Origin of the sequence: Neoaquamicrobium sediminum (assembly GCF_040970315.1) — a bacterium.
Taxonomy (GTDB): domain Bacteria; phylum Pseudomonadota; class Alphaproteobacteria; order Rhizobiales; family Rhizobiaceae; genus Aerobium; species Aerobium sediminum.
This window is the reverse complement of sequence record NZ_JAZHFV010000007.1, coordinates 108,383-132,557: the sequence shown is the minus strand read 5'-3', so window position 1 is coordinate 132,557 and position 24,175 is coordinate 108,383. Positions and strand designations below refer to the sequence as shown.

The window sequence follows — 24,175 nt, the reverse complement described above, 5'->3', positions numbered from 1 at the left end:
CATGGCCGCAAAGAGCCCACCGGAAAATCCCTACCTTGCCGCACGCCAGGAATGGAACGAGCGTTACGGGTCATATGTGAAAGCCGCCGCTTCGTGGCGCATCGTCGGCGTGACCGGGATGCTGATGGCGGTGATCGGCTTCTCCTATGCGCTCTATCAGAGCACGCAGGTGCAGCTGGTCCCCTATATCGTGGAAGTCGATCGGCTCGGCACGGCCGCGAGCGCCGGCTTCCCGCAACAGATCGAATATGCCGACCCGCGCGTGGTGCGTGCCACGCTCGGCAGCTTCGTCAGCAATTTCCGTTCGGTCACGCCCGATGCCGTGGTGCAGAAGCAATATGTCGACCGCACCTATGCCCATTTGCGCACGTCCGATCCGGCGACCGAGAAGGTCAACGCCTGGTTCCGAGGCAACTCTCCGTTCGAGCGCGCCCGCACGATGACGGTTGCTGTCGAGGTCACGAACATCGTGCCGCTCTCCAACCAGAGCTACCAGGTCGACTGGACGGAATATGAGCGCGACCGGCAGGGCAGGGAGCAGGACGTAAAGCGGTTTCGGGGCGTCGCCACGGTCACATTGACACCGCCCCAGGACGAGGCGGTCATCCGCCTCAACCCGATCGGCCTTTACCTCAAAGATTTCGACTGGACGGCGCAGCTGTGAGTGCCCGGAGGATCCCTTTCATGAATTTTTCCAAATTCCGGAGCGCAGCATTTTGCACCGGACTTGTTCTCTCGACGATTGCAGCGCCGGCCCTGGCGCAGCCCCTGAGTGTCAACGAGCAGCGCGGCACGAGCATTTCCGGCCAGTGGCAGCAAGGGCAGGGGGGCGTGACGCGCGGCCCCGACGGTAAGGTCATCTTCCTCTTCGGCCAGGTTCAGCCATCGGTGGTCTGCTCGCCGCTTCAGGTGTGCGACATCGAACTCCAGCCGGGCGAGATCGTGCGCGACGTGCTGCTTGGCGACACCGTGCGCTGGAAGGTCGAGCCGGCGACGTCGGGTGCGCCGGGCGGCCAGGCGGTGCATCTGATCGTCAAGCCTTCGGAAACCGGCCTCGTCACCTCAATGGTGGTGACAACCTCGCGGCGCACCTACCACATCCAGCTCAAGTCCCATCACTCGAACTATATGGCGCGGGTCGGGTTCGACTATCCCGAAGACGTCAATGCGCGCTTCGCCGAGATTGCCTCGCGCATGGAGGCGAGCATCGTGCCCGGCGCCGGCGTGCCGGCGGAGCAGCTCAATTTCTCGTTTCGTGTGAGCGGAACGGCGAGATGGCGGCCGACCCGCATCTACAGCGACGGCCAGAAAACCTACATCCAGTTCCCCTCGTCGCTGTCGGGCCAGGATGCGCCGGTGCTGTTCGTGGTTTCCGGCGGCGAGAACCGGATCGTCAACTACCGCATGAACGGCACCATGATGGTGGTCGACTATTACATCGACAGAGCGATCCTCGTCTCGGGCGTCGGACGCTCTCAGGAGAAAATCACGATCAGGCGGGGAGGGTAGGGAATGCACCGCTCGATTTTCCAACCTCGCCTGGTGGTTTTCGTGCTGTGCGCCGCACTGCTGGCCGGGTGCCAGACACTGGGCGGTGCGGGTCTGGTCACGAGTTCGGCAACCGCGCAGCTCACCCCGGAGGCGGCGTCCGCGATCGCTGGGGATATGATCGGGCGGTTTGCCGAGCAGGTCGGTCCAGGCACGACGACGATCCAGCTTGAGCCGGACGGCTCCATATTCGGCGAGGCGCTGGAGTCTTCGCTCAGGGAATGGGGCTATGCCGTCGCCACGGACCAGGCGACGGAGGAGGCGACTACCGTTGCCCTCGCCTATGTCGTGGACACGTTCGAGGGCAGCATCCTGGTCCGGTTGTCGACTCACGCGCTCGACCTCACACGCATGTACCAGATGGGCGGGGAGGGGGCGACGCCGATCTCGCCGCTGTCGATGATGCAGCGCGATGGAAGGGAGCCGTCATGACCGAGAGTCTCAGGCTCGGCGGCTCCGATCTCGCTGGCGGGCCGAGAATCCGGCGCCTCAATCGCCTGCCGATCGTCGTCGCGATTGTGCTGGTGGTGCTTTTCCTTGCCGTGATCTTCTATGGGCTGTCCTCGCGCGGTCTTCGCCTGGGCGATGACAATGCAGCGTTCACACCTGGCTCCCGTCCGGCCTCGACCCATGCCGACCAGCTCAAGGAGGGCGTGCCGGACGGCATCATCGGCGAACCGGTGCAACCGCAGCCGCTACCGATTCCCGTCGAGCCGGCGGAGCCGGAGGAAAACCCGTTCATGCCGGAGCCACCGGATGCCCCCACGGCCGAACAGCAACGGACGGCTCTGGAGCCGGAAGAGGCATGGCGCGCCCGCCTCGAACGAGAGCAAGAAGAACAGCTCATGCGCGAGCTGCACCGTCAGCGCATGGCGCGCTATCAAGCCAATGACGCGGCGTTCGATTCCCCGATAGCCGTTTCGCTAGGCGACCTTTCGGCTGTGACGAACGACGGCACGACCGCGGCGCCTGGCCAACCGCAATCGTCGACAACGCGGCCGCAGACCGCGCTCGATCTCTACGCCGCCGCCATGGAGGCGGGCGTTGGTGGCGCCGCGGACGCGAACGGGCAGGCGGCCAAGGAGCGCTTCTTCAATCAGGACATCCGGGATCTGGGATACCTTCCCAATCCGGTCATCGGGCAGATCTCGCCCTATGAGCTCAAGCGCGGGTCGGTGATCCCGGCAACGCTCATCACGGGTATCAACTCGGACCTTCCCGGGCGGATCACGGCTCAGGTCTCGCAGAATGTCTATGACAGCGCGACGGGCCGGCACCTTCTCATCCCGCAGGGATCGAAACTCTTCGGCCGCTACGATTCCGAGGTCACATTCGGGCAGGACGGCGTGCTCGTCATCTGGACCGACCTCATCTTTCCGAACGGATCGACACTGCAGATCGGCGGGATGGCGGGGACCGATTCAGCTGGCTATGGCGGATTCCGGGACCAGGTGGACAACCACTATTTGCGCACGTTCGGCTCGGCGATCCTCGTCGCTCTTATCGGCGCCGGGACCGAAATGATGCTGCCGCAGGATCGCAACAGCTTCGGCACGGCCAACAGTGCCGAGGACGCCGCCAGGCGCTCCTTCGCCGAAACCTTCGGGCAGATCTCCGAGCAGACGGTCTCGCGCAACCTCAACGTCCAGCCGACACTGGAGATCCGCCCGGGTTACCGGTTCAACGTCCTGGTCGACCAGGACATCGTCTTCCCCGGGTCCTATCGGTAGCGATGACCCATTTCGTTTTTAACGCTCCGTGCAGAAGGGTCGCCTTCTGTCGCGGGGCTTGCCATTGGACCCGCCCACCATTGAACGCCAATCTGCTCAAACTCATCGACAGGCTTTCGCTGCCGCTTGACGAGCGTGCAGCCCGCCGTTCGTTGCGAGACTTCGCGGACGATACCGGGTTCGACTTCTACGCCTACCTCTACCTTCGCGGACCGGAGAGCTTCGCCGTCTCCAACTATCCGCGCGCCTGGCAGGAGCTCTATGTGCAACGGGAGTTCATCCGGGTCGATCCGGTCGTGACCAAAGCAAAGCACGGACCGCCGCTGTTTTCGTGGTCGGCCGGTGAGGCGAGGCGCAATGGTCGGCGGGATGTAATCAAGTTCTTCGTCGAGGCCGACCGGTTCGGCATCAGGTCCGGGATCTCGATCTCGATTCCCGTAGGATTCAGGGACCGCATGGTGTTCACGCTCGCGAGCGGGAGGCCTGTATCGAAGCTGAGCGAGGACATCGATCCGGTCACCGCGGCGGTTTCGGTCGCCTTTGTGCACTCCCGGCTGGGAGGCGCAAGCGGCGACGCATCGCTTGCCTCCGGCATTCGCTTGTCGCCGCGCGAGGCAGAGTGCCTGCGCTGGTTCGCAGAGGGGATGTCGATGGCCGACATCGCACTCATGCTGGACATCTCGTATCGCTCGGTGCGGTCCTATATCGACGAGGCGACAAACAAGCTCGGGGCAGCGAATAATCGGCAGGCAGGCACGATCGCCACACGCATCGGACTGATCTAATTCCGATAGTCCCAGCTAATTGAGCACGGGGCGTTGTCCATCGACCTCGGGCACGAACCCGAGGCGCTCGACGACCAGGCTCACGACCTGATGCTGCGCATGAAGGTTGAGCATGGCGATCCGGTAGTCGTGCCTCAGTTGCCCCAGATGCTCGTCTCTCGAACCAGCGGCGTCAAGCTGGCTGACCTCCTCGAACAGCTCCTGGGCCTTCTGCAACCGGCTCCTGTTCTCCCGAATGACCGCGACGGCCACCTGTGCCAGCTCTTTCTCACTCAGCTCGGCCAGGAGGGCGTTGATGACACTGGATGTCGCAGCCTGGCCGGGTCCGATGTCGACGTCTGGTTTTGTTCGCATTCAATCCCTGCGGCTTGGTTCGCGGTGCGCCCCCGCAAACTATAAAGACCATGACCCCAAGCCGGGGGTTAGAAAACCGCCACAGACGGTCCCTGCGACCTTTAGCACGAGTGCCTGGACATGCGTCGCAGGCCCCCGGCCGTGGCCAGAGGATCCTTGGTGTCGCATCAGCCGACACCTGCTCTGTGGTGGGGTTTCTAAGCCCCAAGGCAGCGCGTACCGCCTCAGGGCCCTTATAGGACATGGTTATCGTCCAGACCAGATAACCATGTGACAAAAGCGATGGTCAATCAGACGATGCGGGGGCCGGGGTCTGCCGCGGATCCACAGGGGCCAGAACCGGCGCAAGAAGCCTGCCGGCTTCCCCCAGACGCTCTCGCATGGCGTCTGACATGTCGAATATGCCGGCATAGGTCATCGTCCTGCCGATGCGGGTCGGGGCTCCGATCACCTCGAAGGCGCAATCGATGGTGCGAAAGATTCGCGCCATTCGCGCGTCGAAGACCGACACGACGTGCTCGATGCCGGCGCGCTGGCAGACTTCAACGATGCCGCACAGAAGCTCGATTGTCGTGCGATTGACCACGTGGTTCGCTTCAGCGCGCTCGTACGCGTTGAACGCGGCAGGGTTCACCGCGAACCGGGAACTCTCCCAGATGAGGGGGCTCGCCGGGGCACCGCCTGGCACAAGAACCGGGAAGACGTCACGCAACATGTTTGGCCCGGTGGTCGGTAGCAACCGCACCGCTCCTTGGAGCGCTCCGGTCCGGTCGTCGAGCGAAAGCAGGTAGAGGGGATCTTCTGCGTCGAAACGGTCGACCTCCCTCCCATTGGTGACGGAGACGTCCCATTCGAGCCGGTCGGCGAACACTGCCGCCCGCATCCGAAACATCTCATCGATTAAGGCGGGGTGACGGTCGCGCTCCGCACCTTCGACGATTGTGATCATGGTGTTGCTCCTTGCGTTTGTTGAAAACGCTGAAGCAACTAGACCCCATTAGAAGGCCCCGGAATCCGGTGTATCTGCCGGATTTACGGAAGCTGAGTGAGTAGACCAACCTTGCCGGCTTTGTTCACCGCATGGGTGTTGTTGGCGGCACCAAGCTTGTGGCGGGCGCTCTCAAGATAGCAGCGCACGGTGTGCTCCGACAGGCCGAGGATAACGGCGGTCTCCCACGCCGTCTTTCCCTCGGCTACCCACAACAGGCACTCTCGCTCGCGCGGGGACAGCCTGGCCTGCTCCACGGTCTTCCCCTCCAACCGCAGAATCGCCTGGTGCATATGAAGCGCCAGCATTTGGAAGTCTCGCATGTAGTGGAGTCGGAGGTACCGCCAGTCGCGATCGCTGGCGTCGCTCGTGATCGAGACCAGCGCTCTATCACCGTGCTGGCCGTGGACGGGCAGGGAGATGCCACGACGGCCGAGGCCGAACTCCTTTGCCTCCCCAAACAGGCGGCGAACGTCCTCGTCTGCCCGATCGAGCTCGTCCCAGTCGATGGGCAGCATACGGCGCATACCGATCTGCACGGTCGGATCGATATCGACGAAGCGCTGGGCCTTGTAGTGATCAACCCATTCGTTCGAATAGGTCACTGCGAGATAGGGGGATTGTCCAGGCTGTGCAGTCACTCCAGAGCCCAGATAGGCCACCGTCTTCAGCCCATAGATGTCGAGCAGCCTACCCAAGAGTTCGGGAATCCCAGTCGCGTCGGTTAGCTCTCCAAGCTTTTCGAGCAGTTCGAACAGTTCCAGATCATCGGAATTTCGATCTCGTCGGTTCATGCTCAACGCCTTTTCTGCTGTGCTGTAGTGCGTACGACCGCTGATCGTCGATCAGGGAAGACCGGACCAGGCGACATTCCTGCCCGGTGATGAATTCTATGCGGGGCCCACGGCCAGCCGCCGTTCGGGCGGCCGATCCGCTCGCGTTCCGGTGGCCGCCGGCCGCCTTCCATCGTCGGTCACATTCAAGACCTGGCGCACGCCCCGACGACATGGCGCCGAGCTTTGCCGTGCAGGTCGCCAACATCATGACGCTCGGGTTGTTATGGTGGCGGCTCTAGATCGGCGCGTCGAGGAGACGTACTTTGGGTTGAATAGGTTGGTAATTGGGCCGAATAAAGATGACTTTTCCCATCATCTTTTAGAGGCACAATGACTGCAGAAAATCAAGGAATATGCGTAATCAGATCCGAGGCCTTCGCAAATGCTCTCGTGATCGGGCTGTACTTCCGCATTTGAGCTTGGTTCGCGCCATACGGCTTCCGGTCCCTTGACGCTAACTGCACAGCCCGGCCCGTCATCTGCTCATCTCAGATGTTTAACGCCATGATAAGTGGAAGATCAAAGAGTCGTGCCCAGGCAATGGTCGCGGACTTCTGAATAGCGACGATGCTGGTACCGTGTGTCCACCAGCCGTTTCCCGTCGCCACAACGATGTCGGGCACGTAGAGTGCCGATTGCAGAAGGGGCCATACAATGAGCTGCTCGTAGCAGATCAATGGGGCGACCCGTGCGCCACCGAATTCAACGATCGGATTTGCGAAGAAATTCGCTCGCGCACCACCGGTTTCACCGACCAACGCCAGCCAGGGCTGCCACATTGAGACCGGTACCGGCATTCTCTGACGGTAGAGGATGGGCGCTCCCTCACCCGAGATCTCTACCATCACGTTATCGTAGCCCTGCCGGTCGACCAGGATCGCTCCAGCAATTACGACGACGTCGAGTACTTTGATCTCATTGACCCATAGGCGTTCAACGGTCGGCGTCCAGATGCCTGCGGCGCCTTCGGGCAACACCACGACCTTGTAACCTTGCGCCGCCGCTGCCTTCACCGCGGCGATGGTCTCACGATGCTGAAACAACCCCGTATATTTGCCACGCTCGCCCCCGAATTCCGTGTCGACACCGATCCAGCCGTCGGGCACGCTGGGATCTGTCCACACTGCGGCGGACCATGCAAACGCTCCTCCCAAGACGAGCGTTGCGATCGACCAGACCTTCGTGGTCATGGCGAGGAGGCCGATCGCTGCCGCTCCAAGTCCCCACCACCCCCAGCCCGGGAAGACGATGCCGGCGGCCGTGATCGGATGCGCCCAACCCACGATGCCGAAAGGCGGCACGCTCAAGAGGAGCGCCGCGGCGGCATATCGCAGGGTCCGTCCCCTCCCCGGCCGCGATGTCCATAGCACCGCATGCACGACGACGAAGGCGAGCGATGCGCCGAGCCAGAGTGCGAGGCCTTCGGCGATCCCGCTGCCAAAGTAATTGACAACGCCCTGTGGCAGACCGCGCGAGGCCGCAAGGAAATATCCCGCGGATACAATGCCGGCCGCGATCCGGGAGGGAGCATTTGCCCACAGGGCGGGGAACACGAAGGCGAGCGGGAGGGTGAGGGGATTGCCGCTCCAACCGATTGCTCCGGCGGCAACGGCAAGCATCGTGAGACCGACAGTCTTCACGGCGTCAGCGGTGAATGGTGAGGATGGGACGGGCCACGCCGAGGACACCGGCGGCCGGGATCGGCCCGAAATATCTCGAGTCATAGGAACCTGCGAAATCAGAGTGAAGAAAGATGTGACCAGACGGCACGATGCCGCCGGCGAAGGGAATGAGCCCCCTGCCCTCAGCGTCCGCCGCGCGCATCTTGGAGTTGGCGAGCGGTAAGTCATCAACGCTCACCGCGCCGGCGATCTCCACGCGCTGTCCCTGCGTCGCAGCAACCGTCTTGATCAGCGGACTCAGCCATCCTGGACAGAGCCCCAACCGCAGATATCCTCGCTGCCGCGCGAGCGTGAACGCGGACGTTGGCGGCGGGCAGATCATGACGAGATCGCCGACGGCAACCTTGCGGTCGAGCGGCACGATCCGCCAGATCCCGAGCGGGTAGCTTGGGGTAAGATTGATGCGCAGGCCGCCTACGTAGCCGAGGGCGAGCAGGCCGGTCACGGCAGCGGCACCGATCCCGAGAATGGTGAGCGCGCGACGCCTGCGGGTCATTTGAGAACCTGGGACTGACGCTGGCTCTGTCGCAGCGCCTCGGTCTTCTTGAGCGCCTTCATGGTGCGCTCGTGGGCGGCGAGCTGCTGGCCTGTGCGCATGATCGGCCAGGCCGCAGCGAGCTTTTCGCGATCGGCCGCGGGCACGCCGAGGGCTTCCTTCCTGAACACGGCGCCGTTGGTGTCGCGCGCGCCGTTCGAGAGCAAGGTGCGTTCCCCGAACCGCTCGGACACGGCCTTGTTGAAGCCATCGATTTCGGCCCTGGCCATGCGGTCGGCCAGCGCGAACCCGAGTGTTGCCGAAAGATCATTGCGGTCGATCGCGTCGCGCACCTTTTCGAGCACGGCGTGCGCAGCAGGTGAAAGCGCGGGAATGTCGATCGAGGCGCGACGGCGCAGCGCCGTTTCATCGACCTCGAGCCTGCGCGTGGCCGCCTCGCGCAAACGCAGGTAACGTTCGATCTCGCGCCCGAGTGCCGGCACGTTCGCCTCGGCCTCCTGCCGCGCCTGCCGTTCCGCGCGGCTTGCCAGAATCCCTTCACGGCCGCGCAACGCGCCGATAGAGGCGGGCTCACGCGCAAGCTGTCCTAGACGCTCCGAAGCAACTGCAGGGTCGGCGAGGACGGCATCGAAGCGAATGGCGCGAAACGCCGCCTCCGGATCGGAAAAGACCAGACGGAACCGGTCGGAGACCTCCTCCCACTGTCTGGCAACCTCCTTTTCTGCGTGGACCCTCTCGGCCGCGACGTCGGTAATGGATTTGGCGAATGTGGTGACGCCCTTGACCATCGGCTCGGCCTCCTTTTTCGATTGGACGGCGGACAGGGTGGTGTCGAAGAGGCCGATGCGGGTGCCGACGGCGCGAAACTTTCGGCCAAGATCGGCAAGGCGCCGCTTCTGGCGCAGCGTCCAGTCCAGCCGGTCGCGGGCGAGTGTGCGGGCGACGCGCATGAGATGAAGTCCGCGGCTGTTGGCGAAGCTGAGCGCGTGCCGGTAGAAGCGTCCGGCGGCATAATCGAGAGTGGTTTCCTTGGCGTTGCGCCGCGACAGGAGCGTGTCGAGGCCGCCCGCGATCTGGAACGACCGCTCGCCATAAAAAAGCTGGAGATCCTCCCTGTGCCGGGTCATCGCGACATATGTCAGATGCCGGTCCAGCGAGAGCGAGGCGAGCACCTTGACGCGATCGACGGTCGCGCCCTGGCTTTTGTGGATCGTGGTGGCATAGCCAAGATCGAGATTGCGATAAAAGCGCTCCTCGACCTCAATGCGGTGCTTCCCCTCCCCTTCGCCGGTCTCGGCGACGATCCTGCCGGGTCCGGCTTCGACCACCCTGCCGATCATGCCATTCTTGACGCCGAGCGCGCCCTCATTCCTGAGAAACACGATCTGGTCGCCAGCATCGAAATGCCGTGTCCCCTCTTCCGTCTGAAACGCGTGGCCCTCGCCGACAATGCCGCGCTCGACCAGCTTTTCGCGGGCGAGCCGGTTGAGTTCGCGCACATCGCGACGCAGATGGGCCAGGATGAGTGTGGACTTTTCGGGATCATATTCACCGTTCCAGGATGCAATCAGGCTGTCGACCGCCTGGGCCTTCAGCTTTTCCCCGATCACCATGCCGCGGCCCCCATAGGCCGAGAGCGCAGCCGTCACATTGCCGCGCGCCAGATCGACCGAGGCGGTGCGCATCCAGGCATCTTTCTGGCGGTAGATCGTCTCGAGCTCGGCATAGCCGGTGCGCTCGACGATGGCGCGGAAGGCCGCTCCCGCCTCGATCGGTTGGAGCTGCTCGGCGTCGCCGACAAGCACCAGCTTGGCGCCAGCCTTCGAGACCGCCTCGACGAATGTCGCCATCTGCTTCGAGGCGACCATGCCGGCCTCGTCCATGACGAAGATCGTCTTTCTGTCGAGGCGGTTGCGCGCCTCGTTCCAGCGCAGCTCCCAGGATGCCAGGGTGCGGGACGGGATTCCGGCTTCCGTCTCAAGGCCCTCGGCCGCCTTGCCGGCAAGCGCGCCGCCGACCACCGTGTAGCCTGCCGCCTCCCATGCCTCGCGCGCCGCGCGCATCATCGTCGTCTTGCCGGCGCCGGCGCGGCCGACAACGGTGGCAATCCGCGCGCCGGAGGTCGCGTGCTCGATGGCCGTGCGCTGCTCGTCTGAAAGACGGTCGTGACGCGCGAACACGTCGGCAACAATCTTCTTCCGGACGCCGAACCCCTTCGCCTTCACGAGCGCGGACGCGCGGGATACCATCTCCGCTTCAAGGCGGATCAGCTCGCGCGTGGTGAGCTTGTCCGGCAAGCGCGCGCCCGTCGCAAAGTCGACCGTCCCGGATTCGAGACGAAGGCAATCCGGGCTTTGAACGATCCGCGCCAGAAGCTGCTGGAAGGCGCCGGGATCGTCGACATAGCGGTGCAGAACCTTGGCGATGTCGCGCTCGTCGAACACGCTCTTTTCGCGGCTGACGAGATCGAGCACGATTTCCGGCCGGGCCTGAATGCGCTCGGCGTTCACCGCACGCGCAGCCGCATGCGATGCGAGGCGTTCGAGCCTGGTGTCCCTGCCCTCGCGCATCGCCCTGCGCTCGATCGCCTTTGCGCCCGGGCCGATATGGGTCGTGGGCACGAGGTCGATGCCGCGCTCCGCATAGGATCGCCCGTCGACGCGGATCTCAAAGCCGCCGAACGCGAGGTGCTGGTTCTGAAGATCGAGCCAACGTTGCCGCTGCTCGAGGAACTCGGCCTTCTCGCCGGCCCAGAGACGATACTGGATCTTGCCGGTCTTCGTGCGGACCGTCTGGCCGTCAGCACCGATCACGGCGACCTTCTTGGCCCCGAAGCCGCTCTCCGTGAGCGGGCGCAGCGTCGTCATCAGATGGACATGCGGATTGCCCGGATCGTCGTGATAGACCCAGTCGGCAACCTGCCCGCGGCCGAGCACCTGCTCGTGGACGAACTGGCGCACCAACGCGATGTTCTGCGCCTTCGACAGTTCCATCGGCAGGGCGACGATGAATTCCTTGGCGAATTGCGCGTCGGCGCGCTTTTCGAAGGCCTCGACCTTGTTCCAAAATGCTTCGGCGGCGCCCGCGACCGAGCGGTCGGCGATCATCTCACGCGCCCATTTCGGCGCATCGACGGGAAGCAGGAACTCCTCGTGTGCGAGATTGCGCTTGCCCGAATAGTCGACGGTCCTGGCCTCGGCCGCATGTTCCATCTTCGCGCAGTGGCGGTAGGCGGCCGACAGGACGGCGCTACGCCCGTCAGCGCGGCCGATGATCTGGGGCGTGAAGTGTGTGATGGCCACGGTGACAGCGATCCCGGCAGTTGAACGACATTGTTCCGCAGGCCACGCCTCTTCCCGGACGGGTCCGGGCGCTCAACGTCGCGTCAGCGACGTATTACTGCGCCCTTGGAGGCATTCCTTCGGAACGCCGGGATGATCTCTCAAAGCGTCGGCTTCGCCGACCCGTCACTTCTGCCGGGTCGCGCTGCGCGCGATCCCGGCCGATCCTCGCCATCGCCACAAAGCGAATGGTCGAGAAGGAAAGCTACCGGAATGAAGAAGCCGTCATCGAAGATCAGGGAAGAAATCGCCAAGCTGCAGGAGCAGCTCAAGCAGGCTGAAACGCGCGAAGCCGAGCGCATCGGACGGCTCGCGCTCAAGGCCGGTCTCGGCGATATCGAGGTTGAGGAGCGCGCGCTCGTGTCCGCTCTCGAGGAAGTCGCGGTCCGGTTTCGCAAGGGGAGCGGACGGGCGGCCAGGCCAGCGTCGGCGCCGGCCGCGCCTGGCGCGGCTCAGGGGCCGTCTGGCGAGGCTTGAGCGGATGCGACAGGCAAGCCAGTCAGAGGCGCGCAAGAAGGATGCGCGCGAGAAGATCCAACTCGGCGGGCTGATCGCCAAGGCCGGGCTTCGTTACGAGAAGCGCGCTCTCCTGCTCGGCCTCCTCATCGACGGCGCGAGCCGGATAAAGAGCGACCAAACCGAGCGATCGCGCCTGATGGCGATCGGGATGAAGGCGTTCGCCGATGAGCCCGACTAAGCTCGCCATGGTCGCTGCCCCGGTCATCGTCATGGCGGGGGCTTGCCTCGCCCTGACAGGGATGGAGCACTGGCTCGCAAGCTTCGCCCGCACGCCGGACGCGCGCCTGATGCTTGACCGGATCGGCATCGCGCTGCCCTACGCGGTCGCAGGCGGGGCCGGCGTCGTCTTTCTCTTTGCGGCCAGGGGCGCGATCTCGATCCCCCTTGCGGGCTGGGGGGTCGTCGCCGGCACGCTGGTGGTGATCACAATCGCCGCGGTCCGCGAGATCGGCCGGCTCGCCGCATTCGCCGCAACGGTGCCGCCAGGCACATCTATTATCGAATACACCGATCCCGCCACGTTGACGGGGGCGGTCGTCGCGGCGGTCGCCGGCGTCTTTGGTTTGCGCGTCGCCATGCGCGGCGATGCCGCCTTCGCGGCAGCTGCGCCCCGCCGGGTCCGAGGCAAACGTGCCATTCATGGGGAGAGCGAGTGGATGACCATTTCTGCTGCCCGGCGCCTCTTTCCCGAGGCCGGCGGCATCGTGGTCGGCGAGGCCTGCCGCGTCGACAGACGAGCGGGCGGCGAGCGCGGTTTCCGCGCTGACGGCCGCGAGACATGGGGTGCTGGGGGAAAGTCGCCGCTGCTGTGCTTCGACGGTTCGTTCGGCTCCTCGCACGGGCTGGTCTTCGCCGGGTCGGGCGGCTTCAAGACCACCTCGGTCACCGTTCCGACGGCGCTCAAATGGGGTGGAGGGCTCGTCGCGCTCGATCCATCAAACGAGGTCGCGCCGATGGTGATCGGGCACCGGCGCAAGGCCGGCCGATCGGTCTTCGTCCTCGACCCGAAGGAGCCGGGCACCGGGTTCAACGTGCTTGACTGGATTGGGCGGTTCGGCGGAACAAAGGAGGAGGACGTGGTGGCCGTCGCCACCTGGGTCGTGACCGACACGGCCCGCCAGGCTTCGATCCGCGACGACTTCTTTCGGGCGTCCGCGCTCCAGCTCATTACCGTTCTGATCGCCGATGTGTGCCTGTCGGGACATACGGAAAAGGAATACCAGCATCTGCGGCAGATGCGAGCGAACCTATCAGAGCCGGAGCCCAAGCTGCGTGAGCGATTACAGCTGATCTACGACAATTCCGAATCCGCGTTCGTCAAGGAGAACGTTGCCCCCTTCATCGCCATGACGCCCGAGACGTTCTCCGGCGTCTATGCCAATGCGGTCAAGGAGACGCATTGGCTTTCCTATCCGAACTATGCCGCGCTGGTATCGGGCAACAGCTTCTCGACCGACGGTCTGGCGGACGGCGACACCGACGTGTTCCTCAATCTCGATCTCAAGACGCTCGAAGCGCATCCCGGCCTGGCGCGCACCATCATCGGCGCCCTGGCCAACGCAATCTATAACCGGAGTGGCGAGATGAAGGGCCGTACGCTGTTCCTGCTCGATGAGGTCGCACGGCTGGGATATCTCCGCATCCTGGAAACCGCTCGGGACGCCGGCCGCAAATACGGCATTAGCCTGTTGCTCCTGTTCCAGTCCATTGGCCAGATGCGTGAGACCTATGGTGGGCGGGACGCATCGAGCAAATGGTTCGAGTCCGCCTCGTGGATCTCGTTTGCGGCAATCAATGACCCGGAGACCGCCGATTACATCTCGCGGCGCTGCGGCAACACGACGGTCGAGGTGGAGCAGCTCAGCCGGACGTCGCGCATGTCGGGATCGTCTCGAACGCGCTCGCGGCAGCTCTCCGCGCGGCCGCTGATCCTGCCCGAGGAGGTCCTGCAGATGCGTGCCGATGAACAGATCGTCTTCACGGCCGGCAATCCGCCACTCAGATGCGGCCGCGCCATCTGGTTCCGGCGAGAAGATATGATCTCGGTCGTCGGACAGAACCGATTTCAGCGGACCTAGCCAAGAACGGTTCGCGAAGAGCTGTCGGCATCAACGGCATGAATCGATCAGCCTTGATCGATTCAGAAAATGCGTTGGACGACGCCTTCGCGTCGAGCGAGACTTCCGGACATGAACGAACTCCATCCGGTTCATCTTCGCCGCATCGACCCGTCGCAGAACATGCGCCGGTTCTACAGCCTTTCCGTTCAGCCCACATTGTTTGGAGGAGCGTCCCTCGTGCGCGATTGGGGCCGGATCGGAACGCGCGGCCAGTCGATGATCGAAACATTCGACACGCCCGCCGAGGCCGGCGATGCGATGACGAGGCTCGAACGCCGGAAGCGGCGCCGGGGCTATCTCGACCCGTATGCCTCGCGGAGAGGAAGGCGGGAGTGAAGTGGACGACTGGCCTCGAATCTGGCGGCCGTCGGTTCGTCGACGCAGAAATGGCCCCGCCGTCTCGGCGGGGCCGTTGGGGACCTGGTCAGTCCCGGTTGCCGTTGGGGCGGGACCAGATGAGCTGCACGCCTTGCTGGCCTTCCACCTCGATCAGGGTGGCGTAGATCGGAGCCGGGAAGCTCGGGTCGTCCAGCTTGACCGAAAGGTAGTCGCGTTCGGTCTGCTTGGCCTGTTTCTGCCACGCCGCACCTAGCTCAACTGCACCCGAGAAGATGCGGAAATGCGGTCCGTTCTCGGAAGGGTTTTCGACGCGCTCGAAGCGGGCCTTGACGTTGAGCGTTAGAGTTTTGATCGCACCCGTGAAGCCGTTCCGGGTCGTGGTGAAGGTGCCGATGTTGGCCATTGTCGTGTTCCTTTCGAAATTCCGAGCCGCGCCCATCGCGGTCTCGATGGCTGTCGAAAAGATCGGGAACGACCGGCGCGCACCTGGAAGGCCGCAATGAAATGGAGGACGGCCGGTAGGAACTTTCTTGTTTTGCGCGAGGAATGCGAACGCAGGTTCGCAGGGGAAGAAAGTTCCGGACGGGCGTTGCGAAATGCCGGGCGAGGCGGAGCCGATTTCCCGGTCAGACATGCCCCATCGAGACCGCGCCGGGCGAGCTCCAGGACATCGACGTGAAGGGAACACGACCATGGCGCCCGGCCCCAAGCCATTGCGCTTCCGCGACATCGTCGGTGGGATCAATCGCGCGCTCTGCGTCGGCGACGTGCACGGCAGGCCGCCACCCCTGCAAACGGGCTCCATTCGCTCGTTCTCGCGCGCACGACGAGCGGTGCCGTGAGCAGTCGGCCGAAGCACATAACCATCGCCCTGACCGTCCTCCGCTGGTGAATCAGCCTCGGCAGAGTTACGCTTCTGGCATCCGCTGGAAGCCCGCAGCCGGAGGCCCACGATACCCCGCGACCTGACGGCATTCGAAAAGATCGAAGGCTGCCTAGACACCACACATGCCCTCGCACTCGTTCGGCCACAGGTCGAGTTGCCCGTGGTCGGACAGCGTCGACAGATCGGCTTCGTCGAGCGGAACGGCGGACCGATGGAGAAAGACCTCTCCCCGAATTCCACGCAATCCCGTCCTTATTGCCCGATCGACCTCGATCGCATCCGACCAGGCATCGGGATCATGATCGCGCATGGCGCGCCAGCGCGCGTTGTCGTGAAACGGACAGCCGATGCAGGCCGATTTCGGCGGTTCAGGGTAATCGTTGCGGCGCAGCCAGGCGAGGCAGTCCCGCCGGCTCATCCGCATTTCGATCAACGGCCAGCGGTTGACCTGCCAGGTTTCGCGGCTCGGCTTCACGCGCATGATCTCGTCTCGCGAGATCCCGATCCATTGCTCGACAACGGGATGGCCAGGCGAGCGCTTGCGGGTCAGCCCCGCAAGCGCCCTGACCTTGCGGCGGATCGGCACGACCTTGAAATCCGTGGTGCATTGACGCCGGATCATGCCGATGGAAACAGTGTCGCGCGTTGTGCGCCGTGTGGAGACCTCGACGAGCGCACCGGCCGCATCCATGTCGAATACCGGCACGGCGGATCCCACCGGGGTGACGTTTTTGGCGAACGCCGGAATCGATGCCCAGCGTTTACCCTTTGCCGCTCCTATGAGCTGATCACGTATGTTGCCCGCCGAAACCACGTGGACGGGGAACGGCAGCACGTTGGGCGAGCGCAGCCAGTCTAGATGGTCATAGACCGCCTTCGGTTCCCAGCCAGTATCGGCGAATATGGCGCAATCTGGCATCGGGCCGATCTCGCCATGGGCGGCCATCAGCGCCAGGGTGGTCGATTGGACGCCGGCGCCGAGCGATAGCACGCGCAGCCGGATGGCGGAGGGCTTGATACCCTCCGCAGCAGCATTCGAAAAGGAAAGCATCAGGCCGCCTCCAACTGTCCCGTGCCGGTGGCGGAGGGCTGCAGACCGTGCAGATAAGTCACGGCCCGTTGCGCATGGGCGGCGGCCTGAAAGATCGCCCGTCGGTCGTCGGAAAGGACGCGCAACCAGCTCGCCACATAGGACGCATGGTCCGGCCGTGGTTCGAGTTCGGGAACGATGCCGAGGTCGGCACAAACCAGTGCCGAGCCAATCTCGGCGACGAGCTCTTCGCGCGCGCGCTCGGTCTTGTCCCTGGCGTAGCGGCTCAGATCGCGGCCAACCCGCTCGGGCCTAGAGGTCCAATGGACCGTCTCGTGACTGAGCACGGCGACATAGGACTCAGCATCCCGGAAGGCCTCGAAGGGCGGCATCTGAATATGATCGCTTGCCGGCGCGTAGAATGCCCGGGCGCCGCCATGCCGGATCACGGCCCCAGTATTGGCGAAGAACCGGTCGGCATGTTCGATCCGCTCGACAGGATCGATGACCTTCTCGGGTCGGTGGTAATAGTGATCGGGAAGTCCGTCGATCTGATCGCAATTGAAGACGGTATACGTCTTGAGGAACGGAATATCGCGCTCCAATTCCTCGCCCTGCGCGTCCGTCTCGGTTTTCGTGAACCGGCTCGCATAGACGACCGTCGCGCCGGTTTCGCCCTTGCGGACTTGTGCGCCGATCTGTGCCGCCTGCCGATAGGTCATCCAGAGCGGTGCCGTGAACCCGCGCGCCAGGCTCTCCGACCACAGCAACAGCACGTTGATGCCGGTGTATGGTTCACCGGTGTGGCGCAGCGGCCGGGTGATCCGTCCGTCGGCATGGCCGGCGCTCCAGGGTTTCACCCATGGCCGCACGCCCTTCTCCAGATCGGCAACGATCTTTTCCGTGATGCGCGTGTAGATATCGGACTTCGCGCCCTTTTCTTTCCTGCTCATTTCAGCCTCCGTATCTGGAGGCCGCGCCGATCGCGGCCCCGTCACGGGGCCGGTTCAGGCGGAGCTTCAGGGCGCGCCTGCACCCGCAGGGCCGGACCGAAGGGGAGGACGGCGCAAGCCGTTGCCGGCGCGGCCGGCTCCGCCCAGGCCACCGGCAGGGACGGGCCGTGGGCGGTTCAAGAAAGAAGGGACGGCGGCGCCGGGCGCCGCCGCTGCGGAAGGTAAACCGAGAGTCGGTTCAGTGGACCGCGTGTCCACCGGTGTAGGGATCGTACTCGAAAAGAATGTCGACCTCGCAGTCCTCGACTTCATCTGCGGGGAGTACCCGGTACGCGTCGTCGGACTGGAAAAGGACGACCGGGGTCATCAGGGTGCGGGCGAGTGTCCAGGCGTGGTTCTGGGCGAGGGAAAGATCGTGCGACATCCGAGGGCTCCATCGTTGGAGCGGGCCAATTCCCGCTCTGATGGCTCCGTCAGTGTGCGGCAAGCGGACGCGGTCACCGTGCAGGCGTCAGCCAAACGGCCGCAGCTTCGCTAGCGGACCCTTTATGGGTTGATCGTGGAAGTTCCGCGGCCGCACCAGGAATGCCATCCCTGAAGAGCGGGATTGGATCGTCCTCAGGGGGTCAGCCCGATGCTGCGCGTTTTCGTGCAGGGGGCAGGCACCGGCGCTTCAGGCGGTACCCTGCTTGCCCGACCACTGCGTCAGTCTCAGAGCTGACGTGTGGCGCTCAAATGAGAGGAGCGCTTTGGCCCGACATTTCGATGCCCGGAACAACACATCGATCCTCGTCTGTGGCGCCGTGAACGGACCGGCGGCCGTTCGGGAGCGAGGCTCGGACCGAAGACATTTGCCTGCCTTCGAAATACAGAGCGAATTCGAATCTCGTCCGGCGCCATTTACGAACAAGACTTGGCACTGCGCGCGGGATCGCTCCATTTCTCAGTGAGCGGTGTCGGGGACTTCATGACCGGGATGCTGCGGATAACAGTAGCCCCAGCCGCATGCTCAGCGTCTTGTGAACTTCTTATATTCGGATTTTGAGGCAACGATGTTTTAATATCTATTTGTAAGGCGTTGATACAATACTAGTCGCGCGGAATCAGATTTTACATATGATGCACAACCGGAGCCGAATAGACATACCAGACCGCGATCCGCGCTTGCGCGGCAAGCGGTTTTGCGACATCAGTCGGCTGATCGTGTTCGCGGCCCGTTCCTGTCAGACGTATGGCCGAATTAACGCAATGGACCGGATATGACGGCCTCAAAGCATCTCATAGCGCTCCTGAAGAGCCACATCGCTCGCGATGACGATCAGTTCCTGTCCATCGCGATGCAGGCGGCTGCCCATGAGGCGCGCAAAGGTCACGGCCAGGTTGCTCAGCAATTGCGGGCGCTCGTCGATCAGGCACGCAGCGGCAAGGTCGAGCGGGCGCGCAGGCCGGTTCCTATCGCACAGCCTAAAGGCGATCTCGCCGCGCTGGTATCGGTCAGTTTTTCAGAGACGCGGCTTGCAAGCATGGCTTTGACCGACGAACTGGAGCTGCGCCTCAAGAGAGTGCTTACCGAGCAGCGCCAGCAGCACAAGCTGGTCGAGCGCGGATTACAGCCGCGGCGGAAGCTTCTCCTTGTCGGCCCGCCCGGGTCCGGAAAGACCATGACCGCCGGCGCCCTGGCCGGCGAGTTGCATTTGCCGCTCTTCACTGTCGTCTTCGACACCCTGATTACAAGGTTCATGGGCGAGACCGCCTCCAAGCTGCGGATCATATTCGACGCGATGGCCGAAACGCGTGGTGTTTACTTTTTTGATGAGTTCGACGCGATCGGTTCACGGCGATCCGAGCGCAATGATGTCGGGGAAATCCGCCGCGTCCTGAATTCGTTTCTCCAGTTTCTGGAGAAAGACGACAGCGACAGCCTCATCATCGCCGCCACGAACCATGTGGAACTGCTCGATCCAGCCCTGTTCCGGCGCTTTGACGACGTGATCCAGTACGGCCTCCCCGACGAAGGTGTGACACTGAAGATTCTTCAATCGCGGTTGGTTGGTTTTGAAGCCGATAAGCTTGACTGGGGCAAGGCTGTCGAGCTTACCGCGGGTCTAAGCCAGGCCGAAATCTCCCGCGCGGCTGACGAGGCCGCAAAGCGGGCGATACTGGCCGATCGCAGCAATGTCACCGACGAGGACTTGTCAGTCTCCATACAGGAGCGGGGTTCGGCAGCGCATAGGTAACGGTACTGATGCCGAACGGGGAACAGCGGAATCTCAAGCACATTTATATTACCGGTAACGGGCGGCGGGAGCAGTTCACGTGGCCAAGAGGCGGAGGCGGTGAAGTTGTGCTTCCGGAGCGCAATCGCGCGCAGCATGCGGCTCGGCTGGAACAGGCGTTGACATCCGCGATTGCCGCCGCAGCCGAGCAGGCCGCAGCGCGCAATCCGGATATTGCCGGCGGGCAGGCCGGCTTCTATCTCGAATTCGATATAGGCAAAGAGCAGCGTGCGCTGCTCGACAAGCTCGAAGACAAGCGTGGCAAGGATCATATCGAGCTGGTGGCTGTGCGGCCCGCAGAGGCCGATCCGGAAACGCGCCTGTCGGCCACGGTGTTCGTTCCGGAGGCCAAGCGGGAACTCTACCTCAAGAAGGTCGAAGATTATAGGACGCAGGAGACGCCAACAGGCAAGCCCAAGAACCAGCCGCTTGTCGCTTCCTTGGAAGACGTGCGGCTTGCTCATGCCCGCTCGCTCTTCACCGATGACATTCAGCTGTTTCCGGCGGCAGGACAGCAGGCCTGGTGGGAAGTCTGGTTGCGCACGGGAGGCCGGCCCATCCTTGAACATGCGGCGAACATTCTCGACATCGTGCTGAGAGAGCATGTCGTTCGCTTCCCCGAGCGCGAGGTCGTGCTCGTGCTCGCGACGCCCAATCAGATCGGCATGATCGTAGCCAATACCGACGCTATTGCCGAACTCCGGCTCGCAAGAGATACGCCATCCGTATTTCTGGCGATGGATCCTGCTGAGCAGCGAGACTGGAGTGACGAACTAACCGACCGGTTGGAAGTGCCTGATGCGGACGCGCCATCAGTGTGCATTCTCGACTCCGGTTCGACGCGGATTCACCCCTTGATTGAACCGGTCCTCGATGCAGGAGACCAACAGTCATGGAACGGGGTTTGGCCGGTGGAGGACACGAGCCCGACATGGCGGGGACACGGAACGAAAATGAGCGGTCTTGCCCTGTATGGGGACCTTACCAATCCGCTTGTCAGTGCCGATCCGATCAGCCTCAGCCACGCGCTGGAGTCAGTTAAGATCTTGCCGGACCAAGGCGGCAATGATCCCGATCTGTACGGATACATCACGGCGGAAGCGATCAGCCGCGCCGAAATACAAGCACCGGAACGTTCGCGGGTGTTCTGTCTTGCCGTCACCAGTGCGGGCGATCATTGGCGCGGGCGTCCGTCTTCATGGTCTGCGGCGCTTGATGAGTTGGCCTATGGCGAAGGAGAAGTTCAGCGCATCGTTGCTGTTTCGGCAGGCAACGTGAACGCCCTTTATCCGGCAGCCGAGTATCTCGATCAGAATGATGCGGCGCCGATCGAAAGCCCGGCACAGGCGTGGAACGTGCTGACGGTGGGGGCGGTGACTGAAAAATGCACCATCACCGATGCGACCTTTGCCGGCTGGAGCCCGCTGGCCGCTGTAGGCGATCTTTCGCCACTCAGCCGGACATCGGTGCCATGGCAACATGAGTGGCCGATCAAGCCGGATGTTGTCTTCGAGGGTGGCAATTACGGCGTCAACCCTGCAAACGGCGACAGCGATCATCTGGATGATCTTACCTTGCTGACGACGAACAATCGTTTGCAGGCCGGTTACTTCAACGTCATCGCGGACACGAGCGCTGCAACTGCCCTAGCTTCTCGCATGGCAGCGCAGGTTTTGGCCGACCGGAAGGAGCTTTGGCCCGAAACGGTAAGGGGGTTGATTGTTCATTCCGCTGACTGGACTCCAGCCATGCGCGGACATCTTCCGGTTAATCCGAAACAGAATCATAAACGCGTGCTGCTGCGCCGTTACGGATACGGCGTGCCTGATTTGGCCAGGGCGATCCGTAGCCAGAACAATGATGTCACGCTTGTGATCGAGAATACGATGCAGCCCTTCTTCCTGGACGGCTCAACGATCAAGACACGCGACATGATTTTCCACGATCTGCCGTGGCCGGTGGAAACGTTGGAGGGCCTCGGTGAGGAACAGGTCGAGCTGCGCGTGACGCTGAGCTATTTCATTGAGCCAAATCCGGGAGAGCGGGGCTGGACGAAACGCCACCGCTACGCCTCGCACGGTCTTCGTTTTGCTGTGAAGCGGCCCGAAGAGGACGTGGATACCTTCCGTGGACGCATCAATGCGGCCGCGCGTGAAGAGGAGGATGGCGCTTACGGCGGTGGACAGGACGATGGATGGGTCCTGGGGCCGCGCCTTCGGGATCGGGGCTCCCTTCACTCGGACGTTTGGGAGGGTACGGCTGCCGACCTTGCCAATCGCCACGGCATAGCGGTCTATCCGACCGGCGGCTGGTGGCGTGAGAAAAAGCGTCTCGAACGCTATGACAGGGAAGTGCGCTATGCCCTCATTCTTACCCTGCGAGCGCAGACGACCATCGATCTCTACACCGAAATCTCCAATGCGATCGGCGTAGACGTCGAAGTGGAAACGGCCTGAGATGGCGAGCCAGGGTCGAATCTCTTCTAACCCAGAACGCGATGAGGCTTGCGAGGGCCACAGCGGACCGGAAGTTGTGGGCGAGCTTGCCGCACCAAGAGTGCGTTCATCATAGCCTGCATCGTCGTTCACAACGTAAGGAATCTGATGTGCTACACGCCATCAAAATCCTGATCGGGGTCGGGGCCATAGAACGGTAATACACGCGGACCTGTTTTGATGGGCGGAGCCGGAGCTCCGCCCGAGCCGCTCAGCCAAGGGCCGCCATCTGCATTTCGGCTGCCTTGCGATCGACGGTCTGCCCGGGGTTTTCGACATGGCGTTCGAAGGGCTTCCAGGCTTCGCCGACGACCTCTTCGTAGCCAGCCACCACACCTTCGGCTGCGCAACGGAGCGCATGGGCCTGAATGCCCATGTCGGCCGCGAATTCGCGCTTGCGCTGGGCCGCGCTGTCGAAACCGACAGGACCGTCGAGGTCCGCGTCGCGGTCGTCGTTGGCGTTTCTGGCCGTGGCGTCGCGGGCTTCCGAGACCGACCGGGAATAGAACTGCCCGGCGCCGTGGGCTGAACCGACATAGGAGCCGACGATCCGCTGGAGATGGATCTGCATGGCCCGTTCGCCGAGGCCTTCGTTCAAGGAGTCGGCCGTGTCGATGATGACCTTGCGATGGAGATGGCGGATGCCGTCGCTGTCGATAACGGGGAGGCCGAAGCTTTCGGCAATAAGGGATGCCTGGGCGCTGTCGGGACAGGAGAGGCGTACCATTTCGAGGGAGACGCCCTTTCGGAGCTGGACGACCTTGCTGGATTGACGGCTGGAACGAGCGGTTCTGGTCATGTGAGAGTCCTTTCCTTCATGGTTTGGCCGAAGGCTCGAGCCGGCCCTTGCCGGCCCTCCCTTCGGGCGCGGTCCGGAAAAACCGGCGGAAGGAGGAGGCTTCAGGGTCCGTGCGGACCAAAGCCGAGCGGACTAGCCTTGCGGGCAAGCAGGGCATATTGCCCTCGCGCCGTCCCGCTGGGCTGGTTTGTCGAGGCTGGTGCGCATGGCCGCTCCGCGGCGCGCCAGCGGCCTTGAAGGCTCCGGCCGCCGGTTTAGGACCGAAGCCAAAACCGAAGGGAGACCGGCAGGGGGTGGCGTTCCACCGAAGCTGACCCATGAAGGAAATGACGATGACCCGGACCGCCCGCCCGTCATCCCGAGAGGCTGGACACCCCGGCATCCTGCGGCCGAACACTGCTGTCCTCACAATTCCTCCTGAGGATGGCGGTCGCACACGCCCGACGAGCGAGCTCCCGTGAAACGGTATCGATCGAGTCAGTTCCTTCGACGTATGGAAGGTATCACCTGACCGGCGCCTTGCATGCGGGATCGAGGCCTGGACGGGCAGATCCGGGTCGTTTTTCCGCGCTTGGCTCTCGCGCGGTGCTCCATTCGGGAAACGGTGTTGCTCCCGGCGTGTAGTCGGCCGGAATCACGACAGGTGCCATCGATGCGGCGAGGTCTTCGCCGGCGACGGCCCAATCGACTATCGTGCCGGCCGCCGGAACAGCTGCTGCACAACGGTCGAACTGGTTCTCCAAAGCCACTGCGACAGCCGAACGGGGACTGGCGGCCTGCGTGTCGACGAGGATGTGTACCGCGACGAGAAAGGTGGTCATCGGTTGGGTCTCCGTGCTGGATGATTGAAGCGTGGCGCGCGGATCGAGACGAGCACCGCGCGCTTCCAGGCATCGGCGCCTGTGAAGCGATGGCGATGGCGCGTGTGTTGGACGACAAGACGGGGATGTGCGCCCTCCATCCCGAACGCAGCCCGCCAGCCGAAGCGGACCGCGATC

Annotated in this window: 24 protein-coding genes; 11 read left to right on the top strand and 13 right to left on the bottom strand. The window is 63.4% G+C overall.

The window, feature by feature from the left end:
* Position 1 precedes the first annotated feature (1 nt).
* The 5 genes from V1479_RS21080 (at position 2) to V1479_RS21060 (ending at position 4,063) form a co-directional block, all read left to right on the top strand.
* Entirely contained in the window at positions 2 to 664 is a 663-nt protein-coding gene (locus V1479_RS21080; protein WP_173194901.1) for a conjugal transfer protein TrbF, read from the top strand.
* Positions 665 to 684: 20 nt separating this feature from the next.
* The gene (gene trbG / locus V1479_RS21075; RefSeq protein WP_368804618.1) at positions 685 to 1,509 is read left to right on the top strand and encodes a P-type conjugative transfer protein TrbG; all 825 of its coding nucleotides are present in this window, start codon (positions 685 to 687) and stop codon (positions 1,507 to 1,509) included.
* 3 nt (positions 1,510 to 1,512) lie between these two features.
* Positions 1,513 to 1,980 (top strand): conjugal transfer protein TrbH, encoded by a 468-nt coding sequence (gene trbH, locus V1479_RS21070; protein ID WP_173194902.1) that lies wholly within the window; start codon positions 1,513 to 1,515, stop codon positions 1,978 to 1,980.
* Positions 1,977 to 3,278, top strand: a complete 1,302-nt coding sequence (gene trbI, locus V1479_RS21065; protein ID WP_173194903.1) for an IncP-type conjugal transfer protein TrbI — start codon at positions 1,977 to 1,979, stop codon at positions 3,276 to 3,278. The genes trbH and trbI overlap by 4 nt, the downstream gene beginning before the upstream one ends.
* Before the next feature lie 80 nt (positions 3,279 to 3,358).
* Complete coding sequence (locus tag V1479_RS21060) at positions 3,359 to 4,063, top strand: autoinducer binding domain-containing protein (RefSeq protein WP_173194904.1); 705 nt, start codon at positions 3,359 to 3,361, stop codon at positions 4,061 to 4,063.
* A 15-nt stretch (positions 4,064 to 4,078) separates the two neighbouring features.
* On the opposite strand, the gene V1479_RS21055 is transcribed toward V1479_RS21060, so the two are convergent.
* From V1479_RS21055 to traA, 6 genes are all read right to left on the bottom strand, one after another.
* Positions 4,079 to 4,417, bottom strand: coding sequence for a transcriptional repressor TraM (locus V1479_RS21055; RefSeq protein ID WP_173194905.1), 339 nt, complete (start codon positions 4,415 to 4,417; stop codon positions 4,079 to 4,081).
* A 286-nt stretch (positions 4,418 to 4,703) separates the two neighbouring features.
* On the bottom strand, positions 4,704 to 5,366 hold the full coding sequence (locus V1479_RS21050; protein WP_173194906.1) for an acyl-homoserine-lactone synthase: 663 nt from the start codon (positions 5,364 to 5,366) through the stop codon (positions 4,704 to 4,706).
* Between the two features lie 83 nt (positions 5,367 to 5,449).
* Positions 5,450 to 6,199 (bottom strand): LuxR family transcriptional regulator, encoded by a 750-nt coding sequence (locus tag V1479_RS21045; RefSeq protein WP_173194907.1) that lies wholly within the window; start codon positions 6,197 to 6,199, stop codon positions 5,450 to 5,452.
* 530 nt (positions 6,200 to 6,729) lie between these two features.
* Positions 6,730 to 7,965, bottom strand: coding sequence for a conjugal transfer protein TraB (locus V1479_RS21040; RefSeq protein ID WP_368804617.1), 1,236 nt, complete (start codon positions 7,963 to 7,965; stop codon positions 6,730 to 6,732).
* The gene (gene traF, locus V1479_RS21035; protein WP_173194909.1) at positions 7,886 to 8,419 is read right to left on the bottom strand and encodes a conjugative transfer signal peptidase TraF; all 534 of its coding nucleotides are present in this window, start codon (positions 8,417 to 8,419) and stop codon (positions 7,886 to 7,888) included. Before traF ends, V1479_RS21040 begins: the two co-directional genes overlap by 80 nt.
* Complete coding sequence (traA, locus tag V1479_RS21030) at positions 8,416 to 11,721, bottom strand: Ti-type conjugative transfer relaxase TraA (protein WP_368804616.1); 3,306 nt, start codon at positions 11,719 to 11,721, stop codon at positions 8,416 to 8,418. The genes traF and traA overlap by 4 nt, the downstream gene beginning before the upstream one ends.
* A gap of 252 nt (positions 11,722 to 11,973) precedes the next feature.
* Here traA and traC point away from each other — a divergent pair, with 252 nt between their 5' ends.
* The 4 genes from traC to V1479_RS21010 all read left to right on the top strand — a co-directional run bounded on the left by traC (position 11,974) and on the right by V1479_RS21010 (position 14,735).
* Positions 11,974 to 12,237 (top strand): conjugal transfer protein TraC, encoded by a 264-nt coding sequence (traC, locus tag V1479_RS21025; protein ID WP_173194911.1) that lies wholly within the window; start codon positions 11,974 to 11,976, stop codon positions 12,235 to 12,237.
* A gap of 4 nt (positions 12,238 to 12,241) precedes the next feature.
* On the top strand, positions 12,242 to 12,457 hold the full coding sequence (traD, locus tag V1479_RS21020) for a type IV conjugative transfer system coupling protein TraD (RefSeq protein ID WP_173194912.1): 216 nt from the start codon (positions 12,242 to 12,244) through the stop codon (positions 12,455 to 12,457).
* On the top strand, positions 12,444 to 14,357 hold the full coding sequence (traG, locus tag V1479_RS21015; RefSeq protein ID WP_368804615.1) for a Ti-type conjugative transfer system protein TraG: 1,914 nt from the start codon (positions 12,444 to 12,446) through the stop codon (positions 14,355 to 14,357). Before traD ends, traG begins: the two co-directional genes overlap by 14 nt.
* 111 nt (positions 14,358 to 14,468) lie before the next feature.
* Positions 14,469 to 14,735 (top strand): WGR domain-containing protein, encoded by a 267-nt coding sequence (locus V1479_RS21010; RefSeq protein WP_173194913.1) that lies wholly within the window; start codon positions 14,469 to 14,471, stop codon positions 14,733 to 14,735.
* 88 nt (positions 14,736 to 14,823) lie between these two features.
* Here V1479_RS21010 and V1479_RS21005 read toward each other — a convergent pair whose 3' ends face one another.
* The 5 genes from V1479_RS21005 to V1479_RS20985 form a co-directional block, all read right to left on the bottom strand.
* Positions 14,824 to 15,141 (bottom strand): DUF736 domain-containing protein, encoded by a 318-nt coding sequence (locus V1479_RS21005; protein WP_173194914.1) that lies wholly within the window; start codon positions 15,139 to 15,141, stop codon positions 14,824 to 14,826.
* Positions 15,142 to 15,364: 223 nt separating this feature from the next.
* Positions 15,365 to 15,511: a hypothetical protein gene (locus V1479_RS21000; RefSeq protein ID WP_368804614.1), complete on the bottom strand. Its 147-nt coding sequence runs from the start codon at positions 15,509 to 15,511 to the stop codon at positions 15,365 to 15,367.
* A 222-nt stretch (positions 15,512 to 15,733) separates the two neighbouring features.
* A complete protein-coding gene (locus V1479_RS20995; protein ID WP_173194915.1) occupies positions 15,734 to 16,675 on the bottom strand; it encodes an adenine nucleotide alpha hydrolase family protein in 942 nt (313 codons plus the stop codon).
* Positions 16,675 to 17,607 (bottom strand): ArdC family protein, encoded by a 933-nt coding sequence (locus V1479_RS20990; RefSeq protein WP_173194916.1) that lies wholly within the window; start codon positions 17,605 to 17,607, stop codon positions 16,675 to 16,677. The genes V1479_RS20995 and V1479_RS20990 overlap by 1 nt, the downstream gene beginning before the upstream one ends.
* 238 nt (positions 17,608 to 17,845) lie before the next feature.
* The gene (locus V1479_RS20985; protein WP_173194917.1) at positions 17,846 to 18,031 is read right to left on the bottom strand and encodes a hypothetical protein; all 186 of its coding nucleotides are present in this window, start codon (positions 18,029 to 18,031) and stop codon (positions 17,846 to 17,848) included.
* Positions 18,032 to 18,866: 835 nt separating this feature from the next.
* Here V1479_RS20985 and V1479_RS20980 point away from each other — a divergent pair.
* On the top strand, positions 18,867 to 19,844 hold the full coding sequence (locus V1479_RS20980) for an AAA family ATPase (protein WP_173194918.1): 978 nt from the start codon (positions 18,867 to 18,869) through the stop codon (positions 19,842 to 19,844).
* Positions 19,845 to 19,852: 8 nt separating this feature from the next.
* Entirely contained in the window at positions 19,853 to 22,339 is a 2,487-nt protein-coding gene (locus V1479_RS20975) for a S8 family peptidase (protein WP_173194919.1), read from the top strand.
* A 250-nt stretch (positions 22,340 to 22,589) separates the two neighbouring features.
* Here V1479_RS20975 and V1479_RS20970 read toward each other — a convergent pair whose 3' ends face one another.
* Positions 22,590 to 23,177 carry a hypothetical protein gene (locus V1479_RS20970; protein WP_173194920.1) on the bottom strand — a complete coding sequence of 196 codons (588 nt, stop codon included), beginning with the start codon at positions 23,175 to 23,177 and terminating at the stop codon, positions 22,590 to 22,592.
* Positions 23,178 to 23,680: 503 nt separating this feature from the next.
* Positions 23,681 to 23,998, bottom strand: coding sequence for a hypothetical protein (locus tag V1479_RS20965; RefSeq protein ID WP_173194854.1), 318 nt, complete (start codon positions 23,996 to 23,998; stop codon positions 23,681 to 23,683).
* Positions 23,999 to 24,175 lie beyond the last annotated feature (177 nt).